This is a genomic window from Mesomycoplasma ovipneumoniae (assembly GCF_030012565.1).
GTDB lineage: Bacteria > Bacillota_I > Bacilli_A > Mycoplasmatales > Metamycoplasmataceae > Mesomycoplasma > Mesomycoplasma ovipneumoniae_D.
Genome location: NZ_CP124621.1, coordinates 627,676 through 652,528, shown reverse-complemented (window position 1 = coordinate 652,528; position 24,853 = coordinate 627,676). Strand labels below are relative to the sequence as shown.

Sequence of the window (24,853 nt, the reverse complement as noted above, 5' to 3'; positions counted from 1 at the left end):
TTTTATCGAAAATTTTTTTAGTCAACGTAGCGTAAAATTTCCGCCTTATTTATCCAATGTTTTGACATTAATTTTGTACTTAGTCACAAAAACCAATTTTTTCCGAGTTTCCCAGTTTGATGAGATAATCTTAAAAAAGTTTCCAGTTTTACGGCATTTTTAACTTAAAGAGCAAAATATGAAATATTTAAACTACCTCTTTTAGTTAAAACACTGACAAAAATCATAAAAAAATACAACTACTATTTAAACTCAATGCAAATAGAAAACTCGTTTTAATTTGCATTGAGTTTAAAAAAACATATGAAGTTTTGAAAGAACAATAACCAAAAGCCATAAATTTGTAGATTTCTAAACGGTCAAATTTAAGGCATTCCATTATATTTAAAAACATAACGGAAAATTCGCACTATCTTATTTTATTACGACAAAAAACATAATTAATCCCCCCCTTAATTCGATATCAAAATTTATTAATTATTCTTAAGTGATGCTAATTATAACATAACTTTATTTTAGACCAAGCATTTTTTTTTTTTTTTTTGCAAAAGGCAAAGTTTAAAATAATAAAGATTAAGATTTTAGCATCAAAAAACACCGATTTACCGGTGTTTTTCGCTTATTTATATTCAATAAAAAGTGAATTTTTGCCATCAAACTGACAAACTCAGCTATTTAAAAATTTTTTAGTCAACGTGGTGTAATAAAATTTCTGTCATATTTTTCCAAGATTTTTTCATTAATTTTGTACTTAGTCACAAAAACCAATTTTTTTCTAATAGCTTGCCAAGAATTTTTGGACTAACAAAAAAATAAATAGAATTTATTAATGTTTGTAAAAACAAAGGGACAACCAAAATGCAAAGGGGAATAAAAATATAAATATATGGAGGAACCGGAAGGTCATAAAGATTCCAAAATAAAATTCCGGCGGCCATTAGTCCCACAACTATTGCTAAAATAAATCAACGAAAAATGATTTATGCAAAGGTACTTGTTGATTTATAATATAAGGAAATTTTTTGATAATTATTTTTCATTTTCTTCTAGTTCCTTAAATTTCTTAGCAATAAAAATTGCAAAAATATGTCTAATATCAATGCTACGATCATTTTTATATGAAAATACTAAATTTGGACTTAAATAATTTAGTGATAAATTGCTTATTCCGAGTTTTTCTTTGAAAATATTAAACTCGTCTTTTGAGCTAAATTCGAGCAATGGCGAGTCAGATTTATAGTGAGGATCGGGTAAAATTATATCGTTAAAAAATTTATAAAAATCATTATCAAACGCAAGACGTAAATTTTTAATTTTAGTGTCATTCTCAAGCTCTTTTATTAATTCCAAAACTGAAATTTTCAAAGGTTTTCCATAGTTTGAAAACGGATTTTCCAAGGTTAACTCGATGTTTTCAGTGAAATTTTCAATGAGTAAATTTAAATCAACTTTTTGAATATTATTCAGTATTTTGTCCTGGTTTAAAACAAAAATATATTGGCTTTTTTGCAAAATTGCATCAAAATAGCATTGAAAAAGTTTAGTTTTTGTAAAAGGTAAATTAAATTTGGAAATTTCTTTTAAATCATTTATAGTATTTTTGAATTCAATTTCATAATTTTGACTTAAATTCTTTATATTTGAAAGCAATACAAATTTGTTAATTTTATTTGCAATTTGGTAAACTGGTGAGGTTATTGTTAAATTTTCAACAGTTGTTTGATATTTTTTTGGTACAAAAATAAAACTAAATTCTTCACTTTTAATTGATATATCATAAGGATCAGTGATTTGTTTATTATCAAGAACTTTTGTTTTTTTAATCCCTAAATCATAACGTAAATTAGAAGTTGTACAAAAATCTATATTACTAATTTGGCCTGATTTTAAAAAAGTCATACTTTCGGCAAAAGGTCCGCAAAAAACAATTAAAGGGTTAATTTTTGCTAATTCATTGGCTTTTTTATAATATTTGTCAAAATTTTCATCTTTTAATTTATGCAAAAGTCCAAAACTTAGCCTGCTTATTAAAAATAATTTTAAAAATTTTATAGATTTAGCAATGGAATTATTATCAAAATAATCAACAAATTTTTTTCTAAGAAAAAGACCTAAAACAAAATAAACTCAAACAAAGGGTAAGGGTCAAAATGCTGCAGGGCCTACTCATCATATATTTTTGTCTCAAAGTAAGCCAGCCCCAATTGCAAAAATGATAAGAAAAACCACTGAAATTATAGAAAGTGCAAGAATTTGCAGTCCTTTTTCTCCCTTTCTAATAAAATAGGAGTTTGAAAATTTAATATAATTGTTCAAAATGACACAATGTCTTGCTATTTTCATGAAAGTCCAACTTTATAAAAAAATAATAATATCATACCTAATTATAGTGAAAAATTTTAGTTTAGAAACTTAGTTGCCCTCTTCAATTTTTGATACAACCCGTGAATATGTGCGTTTTTGAATTTCTTCTGGCAAATTAACAACATTAGACTTTGAGGCAAAAACGTCTTTTCGTGTTGATTCGCTAAAGCCATCTGGAAATAAGTTAGTTTTTAATTTTTTGTCAGAATTATTGCCATAAAGTTGTAACATTGCATCAAAATAGGACTTAAATTGGTTTTTTGACCCATAAATTATATCATAAGCAGGTAAATTATATTTTCCATAATAACCTTTATAGTCATATCCATAAGAACGTAAAGCCAGAACAAAAGCCGCTGAGGCAGCATTATCAGAAGCAAATTGGAGTCCGTAAACTTTTTCATTGCTGTCGCGAATTGAAGTTCCACTAACTCCACCACCAGAGGCAAAATTATCAATTAAAAAGCCTTGCCCTGAAATCAAATAAGGACTTGAAACATCACCTTTTTCATTAGGTGCGTGTTGAATTTCAAAATACGAACTTGTTAGCGTTGGATTTGTAATAAAATAGTCGGTAATTCCGGGTAAATTTACAAAAGAACGGTATGAGCGAGTTCAAGCAAATTCGCCACCTTTTTCTCAACGTTTGTCTTGAGGGTTGTTATTAAAATAAAGATTTTCAGATTTATTAAATCAAGGTGAAACTTGGAAGCGTCTGGTGGCAAAATCAGCTGCATTTTCATAACGATCAAGCGTTCTTTGACTTTCATTTTGTGTTGAAGGCCAACCAAAACCGTAGAAATCAGTTGGCGGAATTTTTTCATAAACTTTAGGGTCAAGGAAGTTTTCTTCACGGCCTTGATAATGATTTTGTTGCTGAGCTGCATCAAAATAGTCTTGAGTCATTTTTCTTGCTTGAGTTTCGTTGTCAAAATTAACTTCAACAACGGCAAAATCAAGAACTTCTTCAATATTTTGGTACACTTTTTGTGAAGAAAAGTCTTTTGGTGAAGACTTTAGCGCGTTTGTTCCAATTACAATTGTACGCACATTTAAAGGTTTTTTTGGCGTTTCGTTGACAAGTAGGGAGTCACGTTCATATTGGCCATCCCGACCGTTATTATATAAATTACCTTCTAATTCCTTAACGCGAACTTCTTCGCTATCATAATAAGTCTCGAATCCTTCGCCAATTGATGTTGGCAATTTTGAATGAACTGGAGTTGTATTTTTTAGTTTTCTCAGAGTAATTGTTCAAGTGTTATATTGGCGAAACTGTTCACTATAATTTGACTCATCACGGCCTCAGACTTGAAATTTGTCAGTCGGCACGTCATTTGCAAGTCGCAAACTTCCGGCAACGTGAGCATTTGTTATGAAAAATCATTTTAGTGGATAAGATCCATTTTCTGTTTTTTCAAAGTCAAGAATTGCCGCTGTTCCAAAAGACATATCCGAACGAACTACCCGTTTTGTTGCATCAGGATTTTCAATATTGTCATTAGGATCGCGTTGTTTACCATTTCTTATTCCAAAAGAAAACGAATTTTTAGCTATTTTTCGATAAGTATCATTTGGTAAAACTCGCGGTAAACCGTTGCGATTTGATCCGCCGGTTCGCTTTTCCTGGCCTCAATAAGCCGGAACTGCTGGAGGTTGTACAAAATTATTGATTAAAATACCTTTGATTTGACCATCACTTCCAATTTCAGGTAAAGAAAAACCACGTAACTGAGCATTTTGATAGTAAGGCTGGTTAGCATTTTTTGCCTGTTGGTTTAATTTTTCAAGGACAGATGAACTTGGAAGATTGAAACTTTCAGGACGAGGTTGTAAAACACTTGCGGTAGTAAATCCACCTTGACTAGAAATATTGTTTAAACTTCGATGGTATTCTAGTTCTTTTTTAGGGTCATCATATTTATATTGGTCTTCAACAATACGTTTGTTATCTCTTCAGATCGAAAAAGTTTGACCTTGTGGGGTTAAAGATGAAATTTTTTCAGGCGAAACTGTCTCAGGGCGAGGATGATTTGGATTTGGGTTAGGATTTTGACCTGGATTTTGACCTGGATCTGGATTCGGATCAGGGATTGGGCTTGGACTTGGGTTAGGACTTGGACTTGGATTTTGCGGTTTTGGAGTTTCTTTTTGATTTTGAACTAAACTAACAAGTTCGGAAAAAGTCTTTTGAAATTCCGCATTTTTTTCTTGATTTTGTAAGTCATTATCAGAAAAAGTGCTTAGTTTTGATAGGATTTTTTCTGATTCTTGGTTGAATTTGCCTAATTTATCAGAATTTAAAATTTTTTTTAAATTCTGAATTTCTTCGTTAATTTTTGTAAGTAAATTATTTAGGTTTTCTGAACTATTATTTTGCGAAGAGTCGAATTTATTTTTTAGATCAGTTAAAGATTTTTCAACATCACTAATACTTTTTAAATTAGAGTCAACATTAGCACATGAAATAGCAATAATTGGTAAAATGCTAGGTAACAAAAATAAAATTTTAGACCTCAACTTCATAGCTGTCTCCTTCTTCTTCACTATTTTGGTTAGCAATTTTAGTCTGGATTAAAACATTTCCAATTTGACCGCCAAGTTGAGATTTTAACCCATCATTTTCGACATAAATTTGGGTAATTCGTCTTTGTCCATTAGCATTTGCTGCCCTAATGAAAGATTCAAGTTGGTTTTTTGCATCTCCAGTTAAATTTTGACCTTTTAAATAAAGAGGAATTCCGTAAATTTCTTGACCATTTCGCTTAAATTGAATTTCAGTTGGTGGTGGAGGTGGATCGCCAAAAGCTAACCGCTGACTAAATTGGGCGCCGTCAAAATCAGAAATATCAACAACATAAGCATCTGCCCCGCCAACAATGTCGGGCTGAAAAATCATTCGTTTGAATTTTAAAGTTCGATTGCCTTTAAAATTTTCTTTTGCAAAAGGTTCAGGTCAATTTTCAACATTTATATTATAAACACGGTTAAGTTCGTCAAACCAAATTCCTTTTAGAGTTTTGATATTTGTATCAGAAAAATCTAAAAAAGTCGGTCAACCACCTTTGCCACCAAAATTACCTTGAAAAACACGTTGGTTAATTTTGGAATTAAAAACAATTTCAAGACCTTCGTTGATTTTAGCAACATCATCACCCTTGTCAAACCGAAGTGTGTTAAAAATTATTGATGAAGGCAGTTTTTCGCCTGAATTTTTAGTAACATTAAACTGATTTTGATAGTCAAAACTAATAAAATCAACGTTTTTCAATGCATTTGGATTAATTGATCAATGTTGTGAAACCGCATTTGAATCTGAATAGAGTTCTAATTCTTTTAATTTGACATTTTCAAGTCCTCTTAGTCCGCGAGTTGCCGCTGGATTATTTAAAAATAAAGTCAATTTAATAACTGAAGGAGGAATTGCTTTTAGAATTGGATCAATATTTTGCAATGAATTAAGGGAACCAACATTTTGAAGGACAACAGCTTGGATTTTATTGTCTTGCTTGATTGCCTGGTTCATTATTTTTTGAAATTTATCAAAAGCATTAGCATCATCGGCATTTAGAACAATTGCTTTTATTGGACTTCGATTAGCGCGGTCTTCGTTTTGTTCATTTGGGGTGTATTGGTAAATTTTGATTGAATTACCTGAGACACCGTTTTCTATAAAAATGTTTGAAAATTCATTTGAAACGTCAGATTTTGTCCAACCAGTGTATTCAAGGCTTGAAATTGAACTAGAAACTCGAGAATAATAACTTGGAGTGTTAAAAACTCGGCTAAGATTTTCAGCTTTTAGCCGATTTAGCGTTGGATTTTTAGCCTCATCATCATAACCTCAAGCATAAGGATTGTCAGCATCAGGTAACAAACCTTGTTTTACAAGTTCAATTTCCTCGGCAGTTAAGGGTTTTGGGTTAGCTGCTTCGCGTCTTAGACGCTCTAATTCGGCTTTATTTTGATCAAGCCGAATTGCTGGACAATCAATTGCAGGCTCACAGGAATACAAACTAAGTCTGCGTCCTTCTTCTCAACTTCTTCGTGAACCAGGGGCATCATCACCATTATTTCTATTATATTCTTCGTCATAATAGCGATTTATTTCTTTTACTTGTGCATCGATATTAGCAATACGAGATTCGAGTTTTTTAATTTCTGCACTAAATCCTGATGCTTTTCGTTGTAAGGCGAGTTGGGTGAGGCGATTTAATTCAGTACCAACTATTAAATTTGGACCTGAAGTTGCACTTTGAGGTGCAAATTTTGGTTTTAAAGTTGGCGCTTGTTGTGGAGCGGCGATTTCTGGCTTTTTTTGTTCAACTTTTTCAGGGTTTTTTATTATAATTGGCTGTTTTGTATCTTCAATTTTTCGAGTTTGATTAGGTTTAGTCTCTTCTTTTTGCTTAAAAATTGCATTTGTAACTGGAGAATTGAATTTTAGATCTTTATCGATTTCGTTTTTGGCAATTGTTGATGGACTTGAGTTTGAATATGTGTTTTCAAAAGCCGGAAAATTTAGCGATGTTAAATATTGATTAAGAGCGCTAGCAACCGGAATAATAATTATAGGCGTGGCAGCCAAGAGAACAATTTTGCCTCTTTTTGTCAAAAAAATCATTGTCACCCTCCAAGTGTTTCTTTTAGTTAATTATAACATTTTTTTATTTTTTAGGATTTGAATTTTGAAAAAATAAGGTACAATTATATTCTAAAATTAATTTTTCCTTAAATTAAATTATATGTATGTAATATTTGAAGTTAAGGGCGAAATTTTACAAAAGCAAAGGAGAAGAAATGCAATTTAAAAAATACTCAGAAATTCCTGAAAAGCATCGTTTTGACCTAGAAGTTTTACTTGAAGGTAAAACAGTTGAGGAGAATTTTGCCGAAATAGTCCAAATTTCGCAAAAATTAATTGAAATGAAGGATCAACAATTTGATAATGTTGAAAATTTTCTTCATTTTAAAAAACTTGAAGAAGACTTTGGAATTAAATATAACAAAATTTATAATTACATTTCAAACAACATAAGCACAAATGTTGTTAGCCCTGTTTTTAGCCAACTTAATGAAAAATTTTCTTTCTTAATGTCAGAATTTGAGGCTAAATTAGGTTCACTTGATGTTATTTTTTACAAAAATGAAGAAAAAATTCGCAACTGAATAAATGATGAACGCGTAAAACCTTATTTAAAAGATTTAAATTATCGACTTGATAATAAAAAACACAAACTTGATGATCAAGTTGAAGAATATCTTACAAAAACATCTTTTGGTGAAGTTTCAGTTTATAAAATTTTCTCAATTCTTTCAAATTCAGAAACTAAATTTGCCGATATTATCGATGAAAAAGGTGATAAATTACCACTTAATTCGACAAATTACTTTAATTATTTAAAAACCGGAAGTCCTCATGTTCGTCAATTAGCCTATCAAAATTATTATTCAGCTTATTTGGAACATAAAAATACTTTTGCAAATTTATTTTATCAACATATTAAATCTGCCTCAGTTGATGCAAAGACAAGAAATTACCCTTCATTAATTCAAGCTTGCTTGTCTTCTGATCGGTTTTTAGAAGATAATTTGCAAAACTTATTTAGTAATGTCGCTGCTGCTTTTCCAATTTTTGATAAATTTTTTCATGCTCAAAAACAATTTTATAAAGCAAAATTTGGAACAAAAATGAATCATTGAGACCGTTTAGTTCCACTTGTTGAGATTAAAGATAATTATTCTGTTGAAGATGCCCAAGAAATTGTCCTTAAATCTATAGAACCAATGGGCGAAGAATATGTAGAGATTGTTAAAAAATCCTTTTCAGATCGTTGAATTGACTATCACTACGTGCCTTCTAAACGTTCTGGAGCATATTCAATTGGTGGATCTTACGGTCTTGAAAAAAAATATATTCTTATGAACTTTGATTTTACAATTAATTCAGTTCATACTTTAGCTCACGAATTAGGACATTCACTTCATTCTTATTATTCTGATTTACACCAAGATTATCACAACAGTTCATACCCAATTTTTCTTGCCGAAATAGCTTCAATCTTTAACGAATTAATGGTTGATGATTATCTTTTGAAAAATCAAGATGATGATAAGCTCAAATTCGATATTGTTTTCCAAAAAATTTCAACCTTTATTTCAACAGTTCAACGCCAAGTTATTTGGGCTGATTATGAGGCTACTTTATATAATAAAATGGACAGTGGTGAGCTAACTGGTTCATATGATGATTTTGTTAAGGTTTACGAACAAATAATTAAAAAATATAAACCAAATGATGATGAAATTGACGAAAAATCCTTTATTTATAGTGTAATTGTTCCTCATTATTATTATGGATATTATGTTTATAAATATGCAATTGGTTATCTTGCTGCTAATGTTTTCTTCCAGAAATACAAAAAAGAAGGAAAAACAGCAATAGAAAATTACATCGAAAATTTCCTTTCAAAAGGTGGCTCTGATTGACCAAGTGAAATTCTCAAACAAGCTGGCGTTGATCTTAGCGATCCAAAAATGTACCGTCAAGCGTTTACACTTCTTGAAAGTCAAATTGATGAGTATATTCGTCTAGGTAAAAAAATATTTAATATCGATTTTTAGTCAAATTTTAAATATTTTATCCAAAATTAAAAAGCATGTGATTATTTTTCGCATGCTTTTTTTGCTTTTTTGAACAAAAAAACAATTAATTATTTTCATTTAGTCAGTCAAAGCCGTTTTTCCGTGATATTCCCGAGTTTCCCAGTTGGGTGAGATAATCTTAAAAAAGTGTCCGGTTTTTCGGCTTTTTACTTAAAAAGCAAAATTATAAAATATCTAAACTGCTTTTTTAGTTTAAAACACTGGCAAAAATCAATTTATGGGTAAAAAAACAAAAATCATAAAAAATACAACTACTATTTAAACTCAATGTAAATAGAAAACTCGTTTTTATTTGCAGCGAGCCTAAAAAAACATATGAAGTTTTGAAAGAGCAATAACCAAAAGCCCTAAATTTGAAGATTTCTAAACGGGTAAATTTAAGGCATACCATCATATTTAAAAATATAATGGAAAAATTCGCATTTTCTGATTTTTTTATGGCAAAAACATAACTAATTCCTCCCTAATTCAATATCAAAATTTATTAATTTATTCTTAGTGAGTGTTATTATAACATAATTTTATTTTTGACCAAGCATTTTTTTTTTTTTTTTTGCAAAAGGTTAATTTTAAAATAATAAAGATTAAGACTTGAGGTCAAAAAACCCGGATTTACGGGTATTTTTGCGTATTTATATTCAATAAAAACTGAATTTTTGCCATCAAACTGGTAAACACAAGGTAAAAAAATATTTAATATCGATTTTTAGTCAAATTTTAAATATTTTATCCAAAATTTAAAAAACAACTAATTATTCTCATTTAGTCAGTCAAAGCCATTTATGCCGTGATATTTAATAAGGTTAGCAATTTTTTGATTACCACTTTTGTTATAAAAATCAGAATCAAAACTTAAAATTGTAAGTTTATTTGTGATTATTCTTTCGGCAATAACTTTTTCTAATTCAGCCAAAAATCAAGTTGTAAAATTACTAATTATATCTAATTCAACAATTAGAACATCAACATTTTTTAATTTTTTCGTTAATTTTGTCTTGTTTTCGGTAATAAATTGGCAAATTTCAGACAAGTTAAAGTAGCCGACATTAATTTTTCGAAGTGCAAAAAAAACTGTAAAAGATTTCAAAAGTAAGGTTTGTGAAACACTATCTCAATTAGTTCAGTAAACCAAAGTTTCGCTGACCTTGTTTTTATTTAAATAAAGCTTAAACTTTTCTAATAAAGGTAAAATTTGGCCAAATTTTCCAACATTGAGTTGCTTCATAATTTTGACAAAATCTTTAAATTTAGGAAAACTTATTTCTGGCAAAAGTAAAAATTCAGCTCATTTTTTATTGTCTTCTGATCAGAGAAAAACACATTTTTCTTCAAGTTTTCTTGTTTCAGGTGCTCTTATTATTTCAAATTTGTAATTAGGAAACTTTTCTCACTCAGTTGCGCGCCAAAAAAGGTCTAAATTTTCGTAATACTCATTTTTATCAATTTTGAGTTGTTTAATTCAACTGGCAAATTTTGGATTTTTAAGCGCTGATTCATAAGTTAAGTCTAAAAATTTTTCATCTAAATTTGCTAATATTTGACTATTTTTAAGCTCATTTTTATCATTTTTAACAACTTGATTATTTTTAGAGCTATCATGATCATCATTAGTTAAAATTTTTTCTAAAACGTTAATAAGTGATTTTGCTATCTCTTTGTTGTTGGAATTACTGCTAGTTGTTTTTTTAGTTTTTGGGTGAATTTCTGTCATATTTTACTTAGTTTTTAATTAATTTCATTTTCATCAATAAATCAGGAAATTGCATTTATCATTTCAGGTGCTTCAACTTTTGATTTTTTAGGACTTTTTGTCTTAGCGATTTTTTTAGGACTTGATTCTGGGTCAATTATTTTTTTAGTTTTTGCACTTTCAGATTTATTTTTATTTTTAATTTTTGTTCTAAAAATCTCTTCAAGTTCAAGCTCAACATCTGCGCCACTAATAATTTGATCATCTCACAAACTATCAAGAATCTTTTTAATATAATTAAATTTTACTTGATTACCAACTTTAAAACAATATTCAATAACATTATTAATTGCTCAATTAGAAAAACTTCTTTCTTCGACATATTTTAACAGTGAATTCCGAAGTCGCGGTTTCATTGAATATCCAGTTAAAAACAAGTGGTATTTTTCAAAGTTTAGTTCTTTTTTTGCTTCATTGTTGTCAGTATTTTTAACACAGTTAAAAATAGTTGAAATGTTTTGGTTATTCTGTCCAAAAATTTCATAAAATTTTTTTGAAAGATTATGGAAATTGTCAGTCTCAATTTGTCTAGAGTCAAATTTTTCAAAATTATTTTTGAATTTTGATATCAAACTCAAGTATCTTTTATCAGTAATTTTTTCAGTGATTAGCGGTTTTAAATAAGGATTTTTGTCAATTTGCTCAGAATTTAAAGGTTTTTTTATTTCAATAAAATATTTTTCTTTTTGGGAATCATAAAAGGTTTGAATTAAATTTAGACATTCCAAAATTTCACGAGTTTTATTAAAATTATCAAGACTAATACTGTAAATTTTGTCCAAAAAATCAAAGTTAATTGGCTCGTTTGTGTTTTTGATAGTTAAAAAATATTGGAACAAAAGATAACCTTGAAATTTAACAACGGGAAAATAAAAATATAACAAATTATTTAAATCATTTTGATCAATATCAGAATTTGAAATTACATAACAGGAATGCATAGCAAAGTGAAATTGTAGCCCTATTTAAAAATTTTGGTGAAAAATTTTGGGAAAAATGATGGCCTTTTTCACCTTGAATTTGAGATTTTGACATTATAAAATTTTATTTTATTGCCATTTAATGCCTGGTTTTTTTGTCAAACTTCTTTTTTGACCTTTTTGGATTTAATGTTTAAAAGTAGTTGTTTCTTCGAAGTGCTAATTCAGACAGTTTTTCAAAAAAAGGCGTGAAAATCTGCATTTTTTGTCCATAAATTAGGTATTTCGACAAAATGATAATAATTGCTTTTTAAATGTTCTTCTAAAATTGGATAGATTTTCTGTTCAATAAAGTCACGATTTTGCTGACTTTCAACCATAAAATCACGAAGTTTATTTTTATCAAGGATGTTGTCATGAATAAAATCAGGTTTAAACTTTTTAATTATTTCAAAACATGGCTTATTTTCTAAAAAACAATTAAAATAAAATTCGTCTGTATATAAAACAGAATATCCAAATTTTTCAACCGCTTTTAAAAAAGTTGTTTTTCCGCTTGCATAAAACCCAACTATAGCAATAGATTTTGGCTTGAAAATGAAATTTTCAAGCGCTTTTGCCACCCCGAATTTCCTTTTATAGCCGACAATATGAGCGTGTTTTTTTAGTTTTCTGGGCGAATTTTTCATCAAAATTAACGTGTTGACAACATTTTTTGCTGAAATATCGTTTTCAGAATCGCCAATATGAAATGAATAATTTAGTGACATATTAGCAACTTTTGAGATAAAAACGGCGGCTTGACCTTTTGAGGCGTTAAAATCGGTAATTTCAATAACAAATCCCTTTTCAATAGTATAAACTTGGATTTTTTCAGAAAAAAATTCTTCAAGTAATTTTCTAAATTTACTTATTTTAAAAAAATTAGGTGAAAAAATCAAAATTTTTTTGACACTTTTTGGTAAGTCAACTTTGTTAATGTTTTTTACTTCAAAATTTGAAAAAAATTTTGAAAAAAGTTTCAAAAAACTTTTTGAATGTGAAAAAATAACTTTTGAATCAAATGAAATTGAAACATTTCACTTTTTTGCAAAAGCGAGAATTTGTTCTACAATTTTTTGATTAATGGAGGATTCAAAGATTAAATTTAAATTTTGGTCATAAATTTCGGCGCCATTTTGACAGACATAAAAATTTGCTGAAATTTTTTCGCCAATATTAACAATATCAGGTGAAAATTTTCTTCCTGTTGAAATTACAATTTTACATTCTTTAGATAATTTTCTTACTGAATGCAAATTTGTATCTGAAATTTGGGCATTTTTGCCCTTGCCAATGTCTAAAAGGGTACCATCAAGATCGATAAAAGCAATTTTATAGAACATATTTAAACCAAATTTGCAATATTTTCAGCAAAATTATATAAAAAATGCTAAAATTATATAATATTTTAATAAGTGTTTTTTCTAGTTGAAAAAATGTTTTTTAATGTTACTAAATTATAATATAATTTTGAGTTTTAGTACAAATTAAGGATTTATTTATGAAAAAGCAAAATATATTTCAAAAGATTGCCAATTTGAATTCAGATTCAAGAAAAAAACAACAAGAAAAAGCGCCGGCCAAAGCCAAAAAAGTTTGAATTCCAATAACTTTGACTGCCGGTTTTCTAACTGTAATTGGCCTTGGGGTTGGAATTCCTTTGTCTTATTCAAGTGGTTCTAAAACTAATCTAGAAATTCGCGACCCTAAATCCAATATAGTAATTCTTAAGTCCCCTATTGCAGACAAAAATATCAAAGTTGAAGAATTATTGAGTGTTTTTAAATCTGACAATTCAAAACAGCGCGATGATCTCCGTGAAGCTCAAAAATATTTAATTGAATTTTTATATAATCAAGAATATGAAGCATCCAAAGTTTTTCAAGCAGCCTGGGAAAACACAAACACTGACAAAACTCAAGGAAATTCCCGCCGCTTTACATTGCAATCCTTTGAAGAAATACGCCAATCCCAACGAAATTTTCTTAATGATGAGCGTAGTAGATACCAAACCACTTTTGGCTTTAATAATTGAGAAACTGAATTCAATAAGTATTTAAATTCAGATCCACGTTTTAATAATGCTGTTAATATTGATCAAGCAGTTGAAGCCCTTTCAATTAATGCAGCACAAAATGTAGCTTTTGCCCGTTTTAAATTGGGAATTAATAAAAATTTTACTAAAAGTGATATCGAAGATCGAATTTTGAAAGATGATATTAAGGACGAAAAAGGACAAGTAGTTTATAAAAAAGGCGAAAAATTATTTGCTAACTTAATTGAGATTGGCAAAAACGGCTTTGGGCCAAATATTGTTAGTCCAAATCCGACCTCAGCATCAAATGATCCTAAAATTTCTGCTTTTATTACTAACTCTTTTATTAAAGAATATGTAAATCCGACTAAAATAATTAACGAAATTTATTTTGATCCAAAAGCACCTTTGGCCGGAAATTTCAACTTTTTTGAAATTTCACAAATTTCAATTAATGCAAAACCAAATGCAAAAGATGCAAAATCTCCATGAACTGTTGATAAAAAAACTCTCCAAGAACTTTTAACTTATAAAGTTTTAAAAACAAGTTCTGAATCATCACTTGCTGAACAAGTTAGCAATAATTTGGAATTAATTGAAAATTTTAAAGGTGGAAATTCTACTGATCCAACTCAAAATAATCAAGATAAAATTCTACTTTCTACTCTGGATTATGAAAATAACAAAAAAAGTGCTGAAATTTTAGGACAACTTCCGATTGCTTCACTTAGTCAAACTCTAACAAATAATGAAGCTGGTTATATTTTTGCTTTTTTAGATAATTCAACCTCAGGTGGAACAAAACAAAAGTTATTTAGCAAAACTTTAATGGAAAAACTTAAAGATTTGCTCTTTAAAAATGCCCAAAGTTTACTTGTTGATCCTTCTGAGTTAAATTCTAAGCCAATTAGTGAAATTAGAAGTTTAAATCAACGACTTCATTCATACATTCAAGGGCTTTCTGATAATGAACTTGCTCAGGCAGGAAGGGCATTTTTAGAAACTTTTGGTGCCGATGAAAATGATAATCGTACTCATTTAGTTTATAATTTAGGTGGTAATTTGAAATTAGTGCTTGACTCAAAAGGGATGAAAGTTTTGAGTTTAAATAAAATTAGTAGTCTTGAAGACTTTAACAAAATAATTTCGCACCAATTGCAATTAAGCGCTAATAATCAAGTTGACTCAAAACAAAATTCAACAATAAATATGAGTCAACTTTTTGCCGATATTTCGAATAATAATTTTATTCAGTCGCTTTTAGTTCGTGATGCAAATTATCAAAAACAACTTTTAGATTCAAAAAAAACAACAGTTGAGCAAGAAAAAACCAACTTTTTAAATTCAGTTTTACAATCATCAGAAAATTTTTTGAATTTTTACGTTCTTTCTCAAGTTTTAAATATTAACCAAAAGTTACAGGATTATATTTCCAATGCAACTTTAAATGATTTAAGCGCAGATTTTTGATATAATAATCAAAAAGAACGTTGAGAATTGAAAGCCGATCCATCAAAAGAGTTGCGCCAGGCGATAATTGACAAACTTGAAAGTCTTTTTCGATTTAGTCGCTAGTTGAAAGGAACATTTGTGAAAAATCACCCCAAAAAAAACAAATTTTTAAAAAAATTACCGCTTTTCTTAGTTTTAGGTACATCTTTTAGTGCTTTAGTTTCTTGCACCGTTGATGTTAATTCAGGACAAAGATTTGATGAAGATCGAAAACTAAGTTCAAATGATGTTAAGGATTTTGTTGAAAATGCCTATGTTGAAAATATTTTAGCCCAAAATATTTTCAAAACCGGTTCAAATTCACTTGCTAGCGAATTTACAAATACAAATTCGCAATTTTTTACCCAAGCAAAAGCGGCTTTTGATTTTTACCAAAACTACCAAATTAGTTTGGATCCAACTTATAGTTTAAAATTAATTGCCCAATTACAAAGCACTAATGCAATTTCAGCAAGTGATTTTGCACTTTTATCACCTCAAGCTGGTTATAATAAGACTTTTAATGATCAGGCTTTTATTGTTTTATACAATAATTTTTCAACCGGAATTGCCCGTGAAGTAAATAAAATGTTGCTAGTTAAGGCTTATTTAACTCAACTTGATCAGCCAAATTTAATTAAAGATTCTCAAATTTACAAAGATGGTATTTCGACAAGAACATCCTTTACATCACGGCAAATTTTTCAAAATATTGATCCAAATTCACCAGATTTTTTTCTAATTCATTTAATGTTAACAAAAAATCCGGTTCAAGTTTGGCAATTTGAATCAAGCGACCCAAATAGTATAAGTACTTTTTCACAACTAAAAATTAAAGATACTAATACTTTTAACACACTTTTACGTAGTGAAAATATTAATTCTAGATTAACTCGTAAAGAGCAACAATTTGAAAAACTTGGTAAAAATGACGAGATTGATACAACATTATTGCTTGGATATGTCGGAATTTTATACCGTCAAAATGCTTCTTTAGGTGATCTATCCTTCCAATTTAATGATCTTAGAATTCAAGGTCAAACTAAATCTGGTTTTTTAGATCCAGCTTCAAATCTTCTTTGGTCAGCTAAAGATTTCCAAAACTTTAACTTAATCAATCAAGCAAAAATGTATCCTGTTGAGCTAAGTCCAAATTTTGACCGTAAAAAAACTAAAGATCAAGTCCAAATTTCTGACTTTGAGCTCAAAATTCCTGCTCAGATCCCAGGAGTATCATATAAAATTAAGAACGTAATTCCGACAAAAGATAATGATGCTAATAAATTTGCTGTTGGTGTTCTTGTCGAAATTAGCATAAATTCATCAAAATTTTATTACAATGTTGATGTTAGCTGGGATGAAAATAAAGTCTTTTACAATCCTCAAATAAATGCTGAAGGTCAAAATTTACCAAAAATTGATAATGGAATTGCGGCAGTTAGTTCTGATTTGTCAAAAATATCGGTCAAATATTATAACAAATTAGCTCCTCTATATGATAAAATAGTTGAAGAAAATAACACAAAACAAGTCTACTTTTCGCTTGAAAATACACCTTGAAATACCCAAGAACAAAAAACAAAACTAGCTTATTCATTATATCTTGCTGATCAAGGTGGAATTTTCCGTGATGCTAAAAACTTTTTTGAATCAATTGGATATAAAATCGAATCTAAGGACCCAATTGTAAAAATTAGTTAATTCTTAGAAAATTTTAGGGGAAAAATGGAAAATACAACATTATTTTTAGATATTATTGCAAAAAAATCACCAGCAAAAATTATTTTTGAAGATGATCAAGTTATCGCTTTTTTTGACAAGTTTCCGGTTTCACCTGGACATTTTTTAGTTGTGCCTAAAAAATATTCACGAAACTTATTCCACATTTCCGATGAAGATCTTACTTATTTAGTAAAAATTGCAAGAAAATTAGCGTTAGAACAAGTTAAGCAGCTTGGGGCAACTGGTTTTAGACTTCAAGTTAATAACGAAAAAGATGCAAAACAAACAATTTTTCACACACACATTCACATTATTCCGTTTTATAAAAAAGAAGAATAGTAATAACTAATTCCCCTTTTTTGAATTAAATCTCAAAAAAGGGGAATTTTATTTTACATAAACTTTCAAAATTCTTTCAACTAAATTATAATTTTTTGCTCTTCCCGAGTTTCCCAGTTTGATGAGATAATCTTAAAACAGTTCCGGTTTTGGGCACTTTTTTAACTTTTTTGGCAAAAGTTAATTACCTATTTTAAAACACTGGAAAAATCAATTTATGGACTAAACAACAAAAATCATAAAAAAATACAACTACTATTTAAACTCAATGCAAATAGAAAACTCGTTTTTATTTGCAGCGAGCCTAAAAAAACATATGAAGTTTTGAAAGAACAATAACCAAAAACCCTAATTTCTAGATTTCTAAACAGTGAAATTTAAGGCATACCATCATATTTAAAAATATAATGGATAATTCGCGCTGTCTGATTTTTTTATGACAGAAACATAACTAATTCCCCCTTAATTCTAAAATCCAAATTTATTAATTATTCTTAAGTGAGAGTTATTATAACACAATTTTATTTTTGACCAAGCATTTTTTTTTTTTTTTTTGCAAAAGGTTGATTTTAATAGGTAAAAAACCCGGATTTACGGGTATTTTTGCCTACTTATATTCACTAAAAAGTGAATTTTTGCCATCAAACTGTCAAATTCAAGTTTGAATCAAACCTCAAAAAAGAGGAATTTTATTTCACGTAAAGTTTCAAAATTCTTTCAACTAAATTATAATTTCTTGCTCTTAGGGCAATTCCGGAAGTTAAGTGGGATGTAAGCCCGAATTGATCATAAAAAAGTGAATGAACATTACCATTTACAGTTAAAATTGAACGATTAATAAAAGCAAGGCTACCATCTGCATTAAAAATTCCGCTCCCTGATGCTCCAGGTCCGTTTGTTGCAAAAAAATTAGCGGCAACTAAACGAGGGTCATTAGCATCTCGGCGAAAATTTATACCTTTAAAAACATTTTTTGAAAATAAATTATCTGCCCAAAACATTCCTATTTTTGTTGTATAGTCAAAATCACCATCATCTCAAACCCGGTCTGAAATTTTCAAAGGTGGAAATTTTGAAATTTTTTGTCAATATTTTTTAAATTCAGTAAAATCTTTGACAAAATTTTGGAATTTACCATTTTGAAGCCAGTAAGTTGAATTTATAAAATTTTGTTGGTGTTCTTCAAAAAATTTTATAAGTTTATCAACATCGCTTATAAATTTTGAGTAATTAAAATAAAAAACTGCAATGTCAAAGCCGTAATTGTCTCATTCGGCCAGTTCAAAATAATTTTGATACAAATTTTCCATATATTCATTAATTTTTGCATTACTTTGGCGATTAAACGGGAAGTTAGGCAGCCCTTTTTTTATTTTTTCTTCTTGCTCAAAAAGTCGAAATAAAATGCGATTATCTAGTTCTTTTATCTTAAAGTCATCATGATATTGTAAAAACTTGATTAGTTTTGGATTTAGTTCGTTTTGGCCAACTTTTTTATTCATTAATTTTCAAAAAGGGATTTTGCTATTTCCTGGTGTGTGAATAACGTGAGCATTAGTTAGAAAAGCAGCTTTTTCGGAATTTGCATTTAATAAAACGGCTGTTCCGGTTGCAAAACGCATGTTTCTTGTAAAAATATTGGAAAATCTTTTTTGCTCAAGACTATCAGAATTAAACCCAAATCAAGGTAAATTATAATAATTTCCTAAAGCGGGTCGGTTAAAATAAGCAAAATGATTTTGTTTAGCATTAATATTACCAACTAAATTTGGATTCATTTTATCAAGCAAATAAACTTTTAAATTATTATTTTTCTGCCCAAGAAAGGTGTTTTGGTTTTCTTTTTTAACAACATTTTGCCAATTTCTAAGCAAATAGCGGCTATAATTTGAAACTTGATTGCTTGGTGCTTTAAAATCATCTTCTTTAAGATCTGACAATAAATCTATGCGGAAATTTCGGAATGATTTCCTATTTACTTGAACAAAATCAAAAACAGGTTGATTTTGTTCATCTGATTCAAAATCATTTTCGTCTTCAATTTTAACTTCCGTGTCAGTTGTTTTTTCAGAACCCGGTTTTAATGAATCAATTTTTTCTGGCTGTTTTTGGTCATCTTCATTAGTTTCAACTTTGGGTGGATTAGTTTGAATTTTTGGTAAATTATCTTCAACTTTTGGCGGATTAGTTTCAATTTTGGGTAAATTATCTTCAACTTTTGGCGGAGTAGTTTCAACTTTGGGCGGATTAGTTTGAATTTCGGGTGGTTCAGTTTCAACTTTGGGCGGAGTAGTTTCAACTTCTGGCGAATTCTTTCCAACTTTGGGCGGATTATTTTTTACGAACTGAATTTGCGAAGTGCAACTTATAACTGCAAAAGGACTTAGAAAACCTAAATAAAACAGATATTTTGATAAGTTTTTCATAATATATCTCTCTATTAGTTATAAATCAGCAATTTTTTAGATGTTAAATTGAAAAAATTGCTTTGATTTTCTAAATTATACAATATAATTTTTAAATATTTAAAATTTTATCAACTTACAATTAATCAAAAAAAGGAATCTCATGAAAATTCAAAGCGCCCGAAAACTTGGTTTTTTTGCAGCCTTATCAATGCTTGTTGGCTCAGTTGTCGGAATCGGAATTTTTTTCAAAAATGCTAGCATCGCTGCAACCACTAATAATAATGGTTATGCTTGACTTTTTGCTTGAATTGTTGGAGGAATAATTTCGCTTTTTGCAGCAATTAGTTTTTCTGAAATTAGCTTTTTAAAACAAACCAAACTGAATGGGCTAGCAAACTGGTCTTACCAAATTGGTGGCAAAAAAAGTGGTTATTTTGTCTTATTTAGTTACGGATTTTATTATTTAGGAATGCTAAGCCTAATTTTAGGAATATTTTCTTCTGAAATTACAATTTGGTTTTTTGAGACAGCTAGTGGCTCTAGTTTTTCATTTCCGTTTTGGGCGCACATATTATTAGGTGCTTTTTTTACTATTTTATTTGTAACAACAAATTACGTTTCTGTTAAATTTTCCGGATATGTTGCACTTGTTTCAACAGTTTTAAAATTTGTTCCATTAATTATTGCCGTCTTTGCTGGGATTTTTTTTCCAACAACTCATAATGCCGGTGGTTCTAGTGCTTTTGTAGTAACTGAAAAAAATAGTTTTGATTTTTCAAAATTAGTGCTTGCACTTCCAGCTGTTTTGTTTGCTTATGATTCATTTCTTTCAGTTGGTTCAATTCATAATAAAGTTCAAAAAGCAAGTAAAAGAGTCCCTTTGATTATTACAGTGGGGATGATTTTAATTGCTAGCGTTTATACTCTTATTGGTTTATCATCAGCACTGCATAATAAAGGAACAATTTCAGGTCTAATTAGTGACGTTTTCCCGGCTAATGCAGCCCGTGGTATTACTATTTTTGTGGCTATTTTCCTTTTGATTTCAACATACGGTGTAGCTAATTCTTTAAATGCTGCATTTGTAAATCAAGTTAGAGACCTTGTAAAATTAAATGCAATTGTTGGCGCTCATAGTCTAAAAAAGAAATATTCTAATGAAAAAGTTACAATTTTTTATCTTATTATTACATTAGTGTTTTGGGCGCTGGTTATTTATATCCCTTCGCTAGCTATTAAACTTCCAAAAAAAGATGGAACAGGAATTGGGTATGGTAGTGATGTTATTGTTGATTCGATGTCCAATTTCCCTTCACTAATTTTCTTTGGTGTATATATGGCAATTATTGTCGCCTATTCACGCAAAAAAATAAAGTATCCTAATTCAATTGAGCGTAAAATTAACCCAAAATTATATTGAATTTCGGCAATAATTTCTTCAAGTTTAATTCTAATTGCCGTTGCTGCCTTTATTTATTCACAAATTTATGCCGTTGCAACACAAGCTCATTCTTCTTCTGGTGCTGGAGTTTTTGCTGATAATGGTTTAATGCTTACAAATATTGGTAGTTTTCTAATTTTTATTACACAAATATTAATATTTGTTTCTTTCCCTTATATTAATTACTTCTTAATTTCTAAAGTTGATAAATTTGATTTGTTTGATAATTTTGACTCAGCTAAAATTGAAAAAGCTGAATAAAAATCAAATCTATTAAGAAATTTATTTAACCTGTTTTTCATTTTTATTTATTTAAAAATAGTAATTTTGTTAGTTAAATTTATGTTTGCTTACAAAAAACACCTCACAAGTTTCCCAGTTTGATGAGATAATCTTAAAAAAGTTCCTGGTTTATAGTTTGGACACTTTTTTAACTTTTTTGATCAGCTCAGAAAAAATAACTATCAAAGCAAACACTGAATTTTAAATCTAACACTCATGAATGCAAAATCTACTTATTAATAAAATAAGGAAAACTAAAAAAGCAAAGTTATAAAATATTTAAACTGCTTTTTTAGTTTAAAACACTGACAAAAATCAAAAAAATACAACTACTATTTAAACTCAATGCAAATAGAAAACTCATTTTATTTAAATTGAGCCTAAAAAAACATATGAAGTTTTGAAAGAACAATAACTAAAAGCCTTAAATTTGAAGATTTCTAAACGGTTAAATTTAAGGCATTCCATCATATTTAAAAATATAATGGATAATTCGCATTTTCTGATTTTTTTATGGCAAAAACATAACTAATTCCCCCTTAATTCTAATATCTGGATTTATTAATTTATTCTTAAGTGAAATTTATTATAACATAATTTTATTTTATACCAAACATTTTTTTCTTTTTTTGTAAAAGGTCAATTTTAAATTAATAAAAATTAAAATTTTGCGTCAAAAAACCCGGATTTACCGGTATTTTTGCATATTTGCATTCAATAAAAAGTGAATTTTTCCATCAAACTGGGAAACTCAGGAAAATATGCCTGAATTTAGTGCGGTTTATTTTTAGCGATTAATTAACATAATAACTTATTCTTTTAAAAAACAATTTTTTAGGTATTTTTTCCTAAAAAATTTTTAATATATAGTATAATTATAATAATAAAGAATTAATATTGTATATAAAAAAAGGAAAAAACATGAAGAATAAGTTAAAGTTTTTTAAGTTTATCGCTAATATTGTCACTTTTTCTTGATTAAACCTAAGTATTTTTGGGTCGCTTCGGCATTTTCGAAATAGAAAAAGCTATTTAGATTTATTAAAGTAAAAAATCACTAATTTTGATAATTTAGTGCAAATTTTTAGCCAAAAACCAACAAAATTAGCTTGTTACCAATCCAAATATTAAAAAAACCAAACACATCTAAATAGAACAAGTACTAATTTAACCCTAATTTAGAAGATATTAAAATTAATCCAGATACTTTCTAATTTTAAATAACTTTTTACTTGAATTTCTTAACAAAGAAAGTGAACTACATTCTGAAAAGGTGTACTAAAACTAAAATTTGAAGGCTATGTTGCTGAATTTAGAGGACCCCAAAACCAAATTTGTGTTAAAAATCTTCTTTTTTATAAATTACTATATTAATAATAAAAAATATTAACCATTGAAAAGGTGAGTGTTTCTTATGAAAAACCAAGTAAATTTTTTAGCATTTAAGGCAAAAAAACAGTTAGGAAAACTAAAATATTTAGAAATTAATATTAAATCTTTTTGTTCAACTTATAATATGTTCAATCACGATGATTTTCGGCGTGATAATTGCACCGACAACGACCGAGCAATACCAAATTTTTTATGAGTTTACCTTACAGATAATTGTTCTATTAGCGCTAACCCAATCGAAACAGTTATTGGCATAAATTATAAACAAAATGATTATGTTTATAATTTAAAGTTAGAAGATATACTAAAAACTACTTTTTTTTCTAAAGAACTCAAAAGTTTTCATTTTTACAACCAAATCAAACCCATAATCGATGAATGAGAAGATAGTATGCCTTGGCCATTTGCTGGAGGAGAGGATAATGATTCCACAAAGCAAGGCTATTTTTTTGATGGTTTGTATGACACTAAAGGTCGAAGAATGGTTGTTGTTGCATTTGAAAATTTTGGTGATAAGAAAAAATGTGAATTTTCAATTTCGTATCCTAGCCTTTTTGGGGCAATTTTTAAATCAAAAAATAAACTAAAAGAAATTGAAAATTTAATTATCAAAGAAATTCAGGAAAGTGTTCCTTATGCAAAGCCAAAAAATTTAGCAAATTATGGCGAAAAAATCTTTGATTTTTTATCAAATATATATGAATATAATTCAGAGTTTCTAGATATAAATAAAGCATATTTAGGACAAAATGTAGAAAATATCTACAATTTGCTATTAAAAGAGAATTATAATTTTAGTGAAAAAACCCAAATTCAACCAATTCAAAATGTATTTACTTTTGAAAGTTATGAAAATTTGCTTAAAAAATTTGAAAAATATGGGATTAAAAAACTCGATTTAAACATTGAAAATCGTGATAAATTTATTCTTAGTTGGTTTGATAAATTTGGACCGGAATATCGAAAGTATTGTAGCGAACTTTTTGGTAAAAAAGGCGAAAATTATTATGATAATTTGAATAGGTGGACAAATAAAATTGAATTTATCTATTTATTGCAAATTTTATTCGGACCTAGATATGATGTAGATACTGAGTATTTTCATAGTGAACCTGATTTTTTCATTTTACCAAGTTGAGCTAAGCTAAAATTGGAAAATTTCCAAATTTTCTACTTTGGCGGGGAAGAATATGGACTTTTTGATGAAATAATTGAACAATTTGACTCAAAAAAGCCAGTTTTTTGATTTCAGCCATATTATCGCTCAGCTTATAGAACAAGTGTTGGGTGAATTTCACCAATTTCCTTAAAAAATTTTATCTTATTGTATGTTGACGGTCAAAAAATTTATTGCTGAATTGGCCACTCAAATTTATATGATGATATTTATCAAGGTAAATACGAAATTTTAAAATATTATTTTAAACAAAAATTAGTCAAACTTGAACAAGATATTTTTCTGCGCGATAGTCAAGATCCACCGTTCTTTGTTTATTTTACAAAAAATCACGATTATCTAACTAAAAATGTGATGGGGTCTTCAATCGAAGAACTAATTTTATTTCGTGATGCAGTGAAAAAATATGAACAAGAAACGCTTGATGACTACCTATCTTTTCGACAATTTGTAAAAAATTCAAGTTTTTATAATGAGCAGGAAAAAGCATTAATTTTAGAACGACACTTTGATTTTTCTTGAGATTATGGTAGTAAAAATTGTTACTATGATGAAATAGAAAAAATAGATTTTCGTGGCTATAAAAGTAAAAAATATCTTGAGATGGAAGGAAAATCGTAGATATTTTTGTTAATTAATAAATTTTATGATAAAGATTTAAGTTTATTTTTAAAATTCTAACTTGCATTTTTTAAATTCTTATCTATTTAAAAGTAGGAATTTTGTTAGATGAATTTATGTTTATTTGCAAAAATGTGGGGTGGCTGTTGTTGATTTTAGAGAATTTCAAAACGAAATTTGTGTTGAAAAATCTTCTTTTTTAT

13 protein-coding genes are annotated in these 24,853 nt (G+C 28.5%); 6 read left to right on the top strand and 7 right to left on the bottom strand.

Annotated elements, in window-relative coordinates; genetic code table 4:
• Positions 1-1,029 precede the first annotated feature (1,029 nt).
• The 3 genes from QJQ40_RS02190 to QJQ40_RS02180 form a co-directional block, all read right to left on the bottom strand.
• Positions 1,030-2,343 (bottom strand): hypothetical protein, encoded by a 1,314-nt coding sequence (locus QJQ40_RS02190; protein ID WP_282861008.1) that lies wholly within the window; start codon positions 2,341-2,343, stop codon positions 1,030-1,032.
• 69 nt (positions 2,344-2,412) lie between these two features.
• On the bottom strand, positions 2,413-4,890 hold the full coding sequence (mip, locus tag QJQ40_RS02185; RefSeq protein ID WP_282861007.1) for an Ig-specific serine endopeptidase MIP: 2,478 nt from the start codon (positions 4,888-4,890) through the stop codon (positions 2,413-2,415).
• On the bottom strand, positions 4,874-6,988 hold the full coding sequence (locus tag QJQ40_RS02180) for a putative immunoglobulin-blocking virulence protein (protein ID WP_282861006.1): 2,115 nt from the start codon (positions 6,986-6,988) through the stop codon (positions 4,874-4,876). Before QJQ40_RS02180 ends, mip begins: the two co-directional genes overlap by 17 nt.
• Before the next feature lie 176 nt (positions 6,989-7,164).
• Between QJQ40_RS02180 and pepF the strand changes: the two genes are divergently transcribed.
• Positions 7,165-8,988 carry an oligoendopeptidase F gene (gene pepF / locus QJQ40_RS02175; protein ID WP_282861005.1) on the top strand — a complete coding sequence of 608 codons (1,824 nt, stop codon included), beginning with the start codon at positions 7,165-7,167 and terminating at the stop codon, positions 8,986-8,988.
• Between the two features lie 790 nt (positions 8,989-9,778).
• Here the strand turns inward: pepF and QJQ40_RS02170 are convergent.
• From QJQ40_RS02170 to QJQ40_RS02160, 3 genes are read right to left on the bottom strand one after another with little or no spacing between them, the layout of a single operon-like run.
• Positions 9,779-10,741: a hypothetical protein gene (locus QJQ40_RS02170; RefSeq protein WP_282861004.1), complete on the bottom strand. Its 963-nt coding sequence runs from the start codon at positions 10,739-10,741 to the stop codon at positions 9,779-9,781.
• Between the two features lie 14 nt (positions 10,742-10,755).
• On the bottom strand, positions 10,756-11,721 hold the full coding sequence (locus tag QJQ40_RS02165; protein WP_282861003.1) for a DnaD domain protein: 966 nt from the start codon (positions 11,719-11,721) through the stop codon (positions 10,756-10,758).
• Positions 11,722-11,741: 20 nt separating this feature from the next.
• The gene (locus QJQ40_RS02160) at positions 11,742-13,085 is read right to left on the bottom strand and encodes an HAD-IIB family hydrolase (protein WP_282861001.1); all 1,344 of its coding nucleotides are present in this window, start codon (positions 13,083-13,085) and stop codon (positions 11,742-11,744) included.
• Positions 13,086-13,243: 158 nt separating this feature from the next.
• Here QJQ40_RS02160 and QJQ40_RS02155 point away from each other — a divergent pair, with 158 nt between their 5' ends.
• From QJQ40_RS02155 to hinT, 3 genes are read left to right on the top strand one after another with little or no spacing between them, the layout of a single operon-like run.
• Positions 13,244-15,352, top strand: a complete 2,109-nt coding sequence (locus QJQ40_RS02155) for a HinT-interacting membrane complex protein P80 (protein ID WP_282861000.1) — start codon at positions 13,244-13,246, stop codon at positions 15,350-15,352.
• Positions 15,353-15,367: 15 nt separating this feature from the next.
• Complete coding sequence (locus QJQ40_RS02150; protein WP_282860999.1) at positions 15,368-16,969, top strand: HinT-interacting membrane complex lipoprotein P60; 1,602 nt, start codon at positions 15,368-15,370, stop codon at positions 16,967-16,969.
• A 24-nt stretch (positions 16,970-16,993) separates the two neighbouring features.
• Positions 16,994-17,329, top strand: coding sequence for a histidine triad protein HinT (hinT, locus tag QJQ40_RS02145; RefSeq protein ID WP_282860998.1), 336 nt, complete (start codon positions 16,994-16,996; stop codon positions 17,327-17,329).
• A 689-nt stretch (positions 17,330-18,018) separates the two neighbouring features.
• Here the strand turns inward: hinT and QJQ40_RS02140 are convergent.
• On the bottom strand, positions 18,019-19,755 hold the full coding sequence (locus tag QJQ40_RS02140; protein ID WP_282860997.1) for an Mhp366/Mhp367 family surface (lipo)protein: 1,737 nt from the start codon (positions 19,753-19,755) through the stop codon (positions 18,019-18,021).
• A gap of 142 nt (positions 19,756-19,897) precedes the next feature.
• Between QJQ40_RS02140 and QJQ40_RS02135 the strand changes: the two genes are divergently transcribed.
• On the top strand, positions 19,898-21,439 hold the full coding sequence (locus QJQ40_RS02135) for an APC family permease (protein WP_282860996.1): 1,542 nt from the start codon (positions 19,898-19,900) through the stop codon (positions 21,437-21,439).
• Between the two features lie 1,435 nt (positions 21,440-22,874).
• Positions 22,875-24,650 carry a hypothetical protein gene (locus tag QJQ40_RS02130; RefSeq protein WP_282860995.1) on the top strand — a complete coding sequence of 592 codons (1,776 nt, stop codon included), beginning with the start codon at positions 22,875-22,877 and terminating at the stop codon, positions 24,648-24,650.
• Positions 24,651-24,853: the final 203 nt, after the last annotated feature.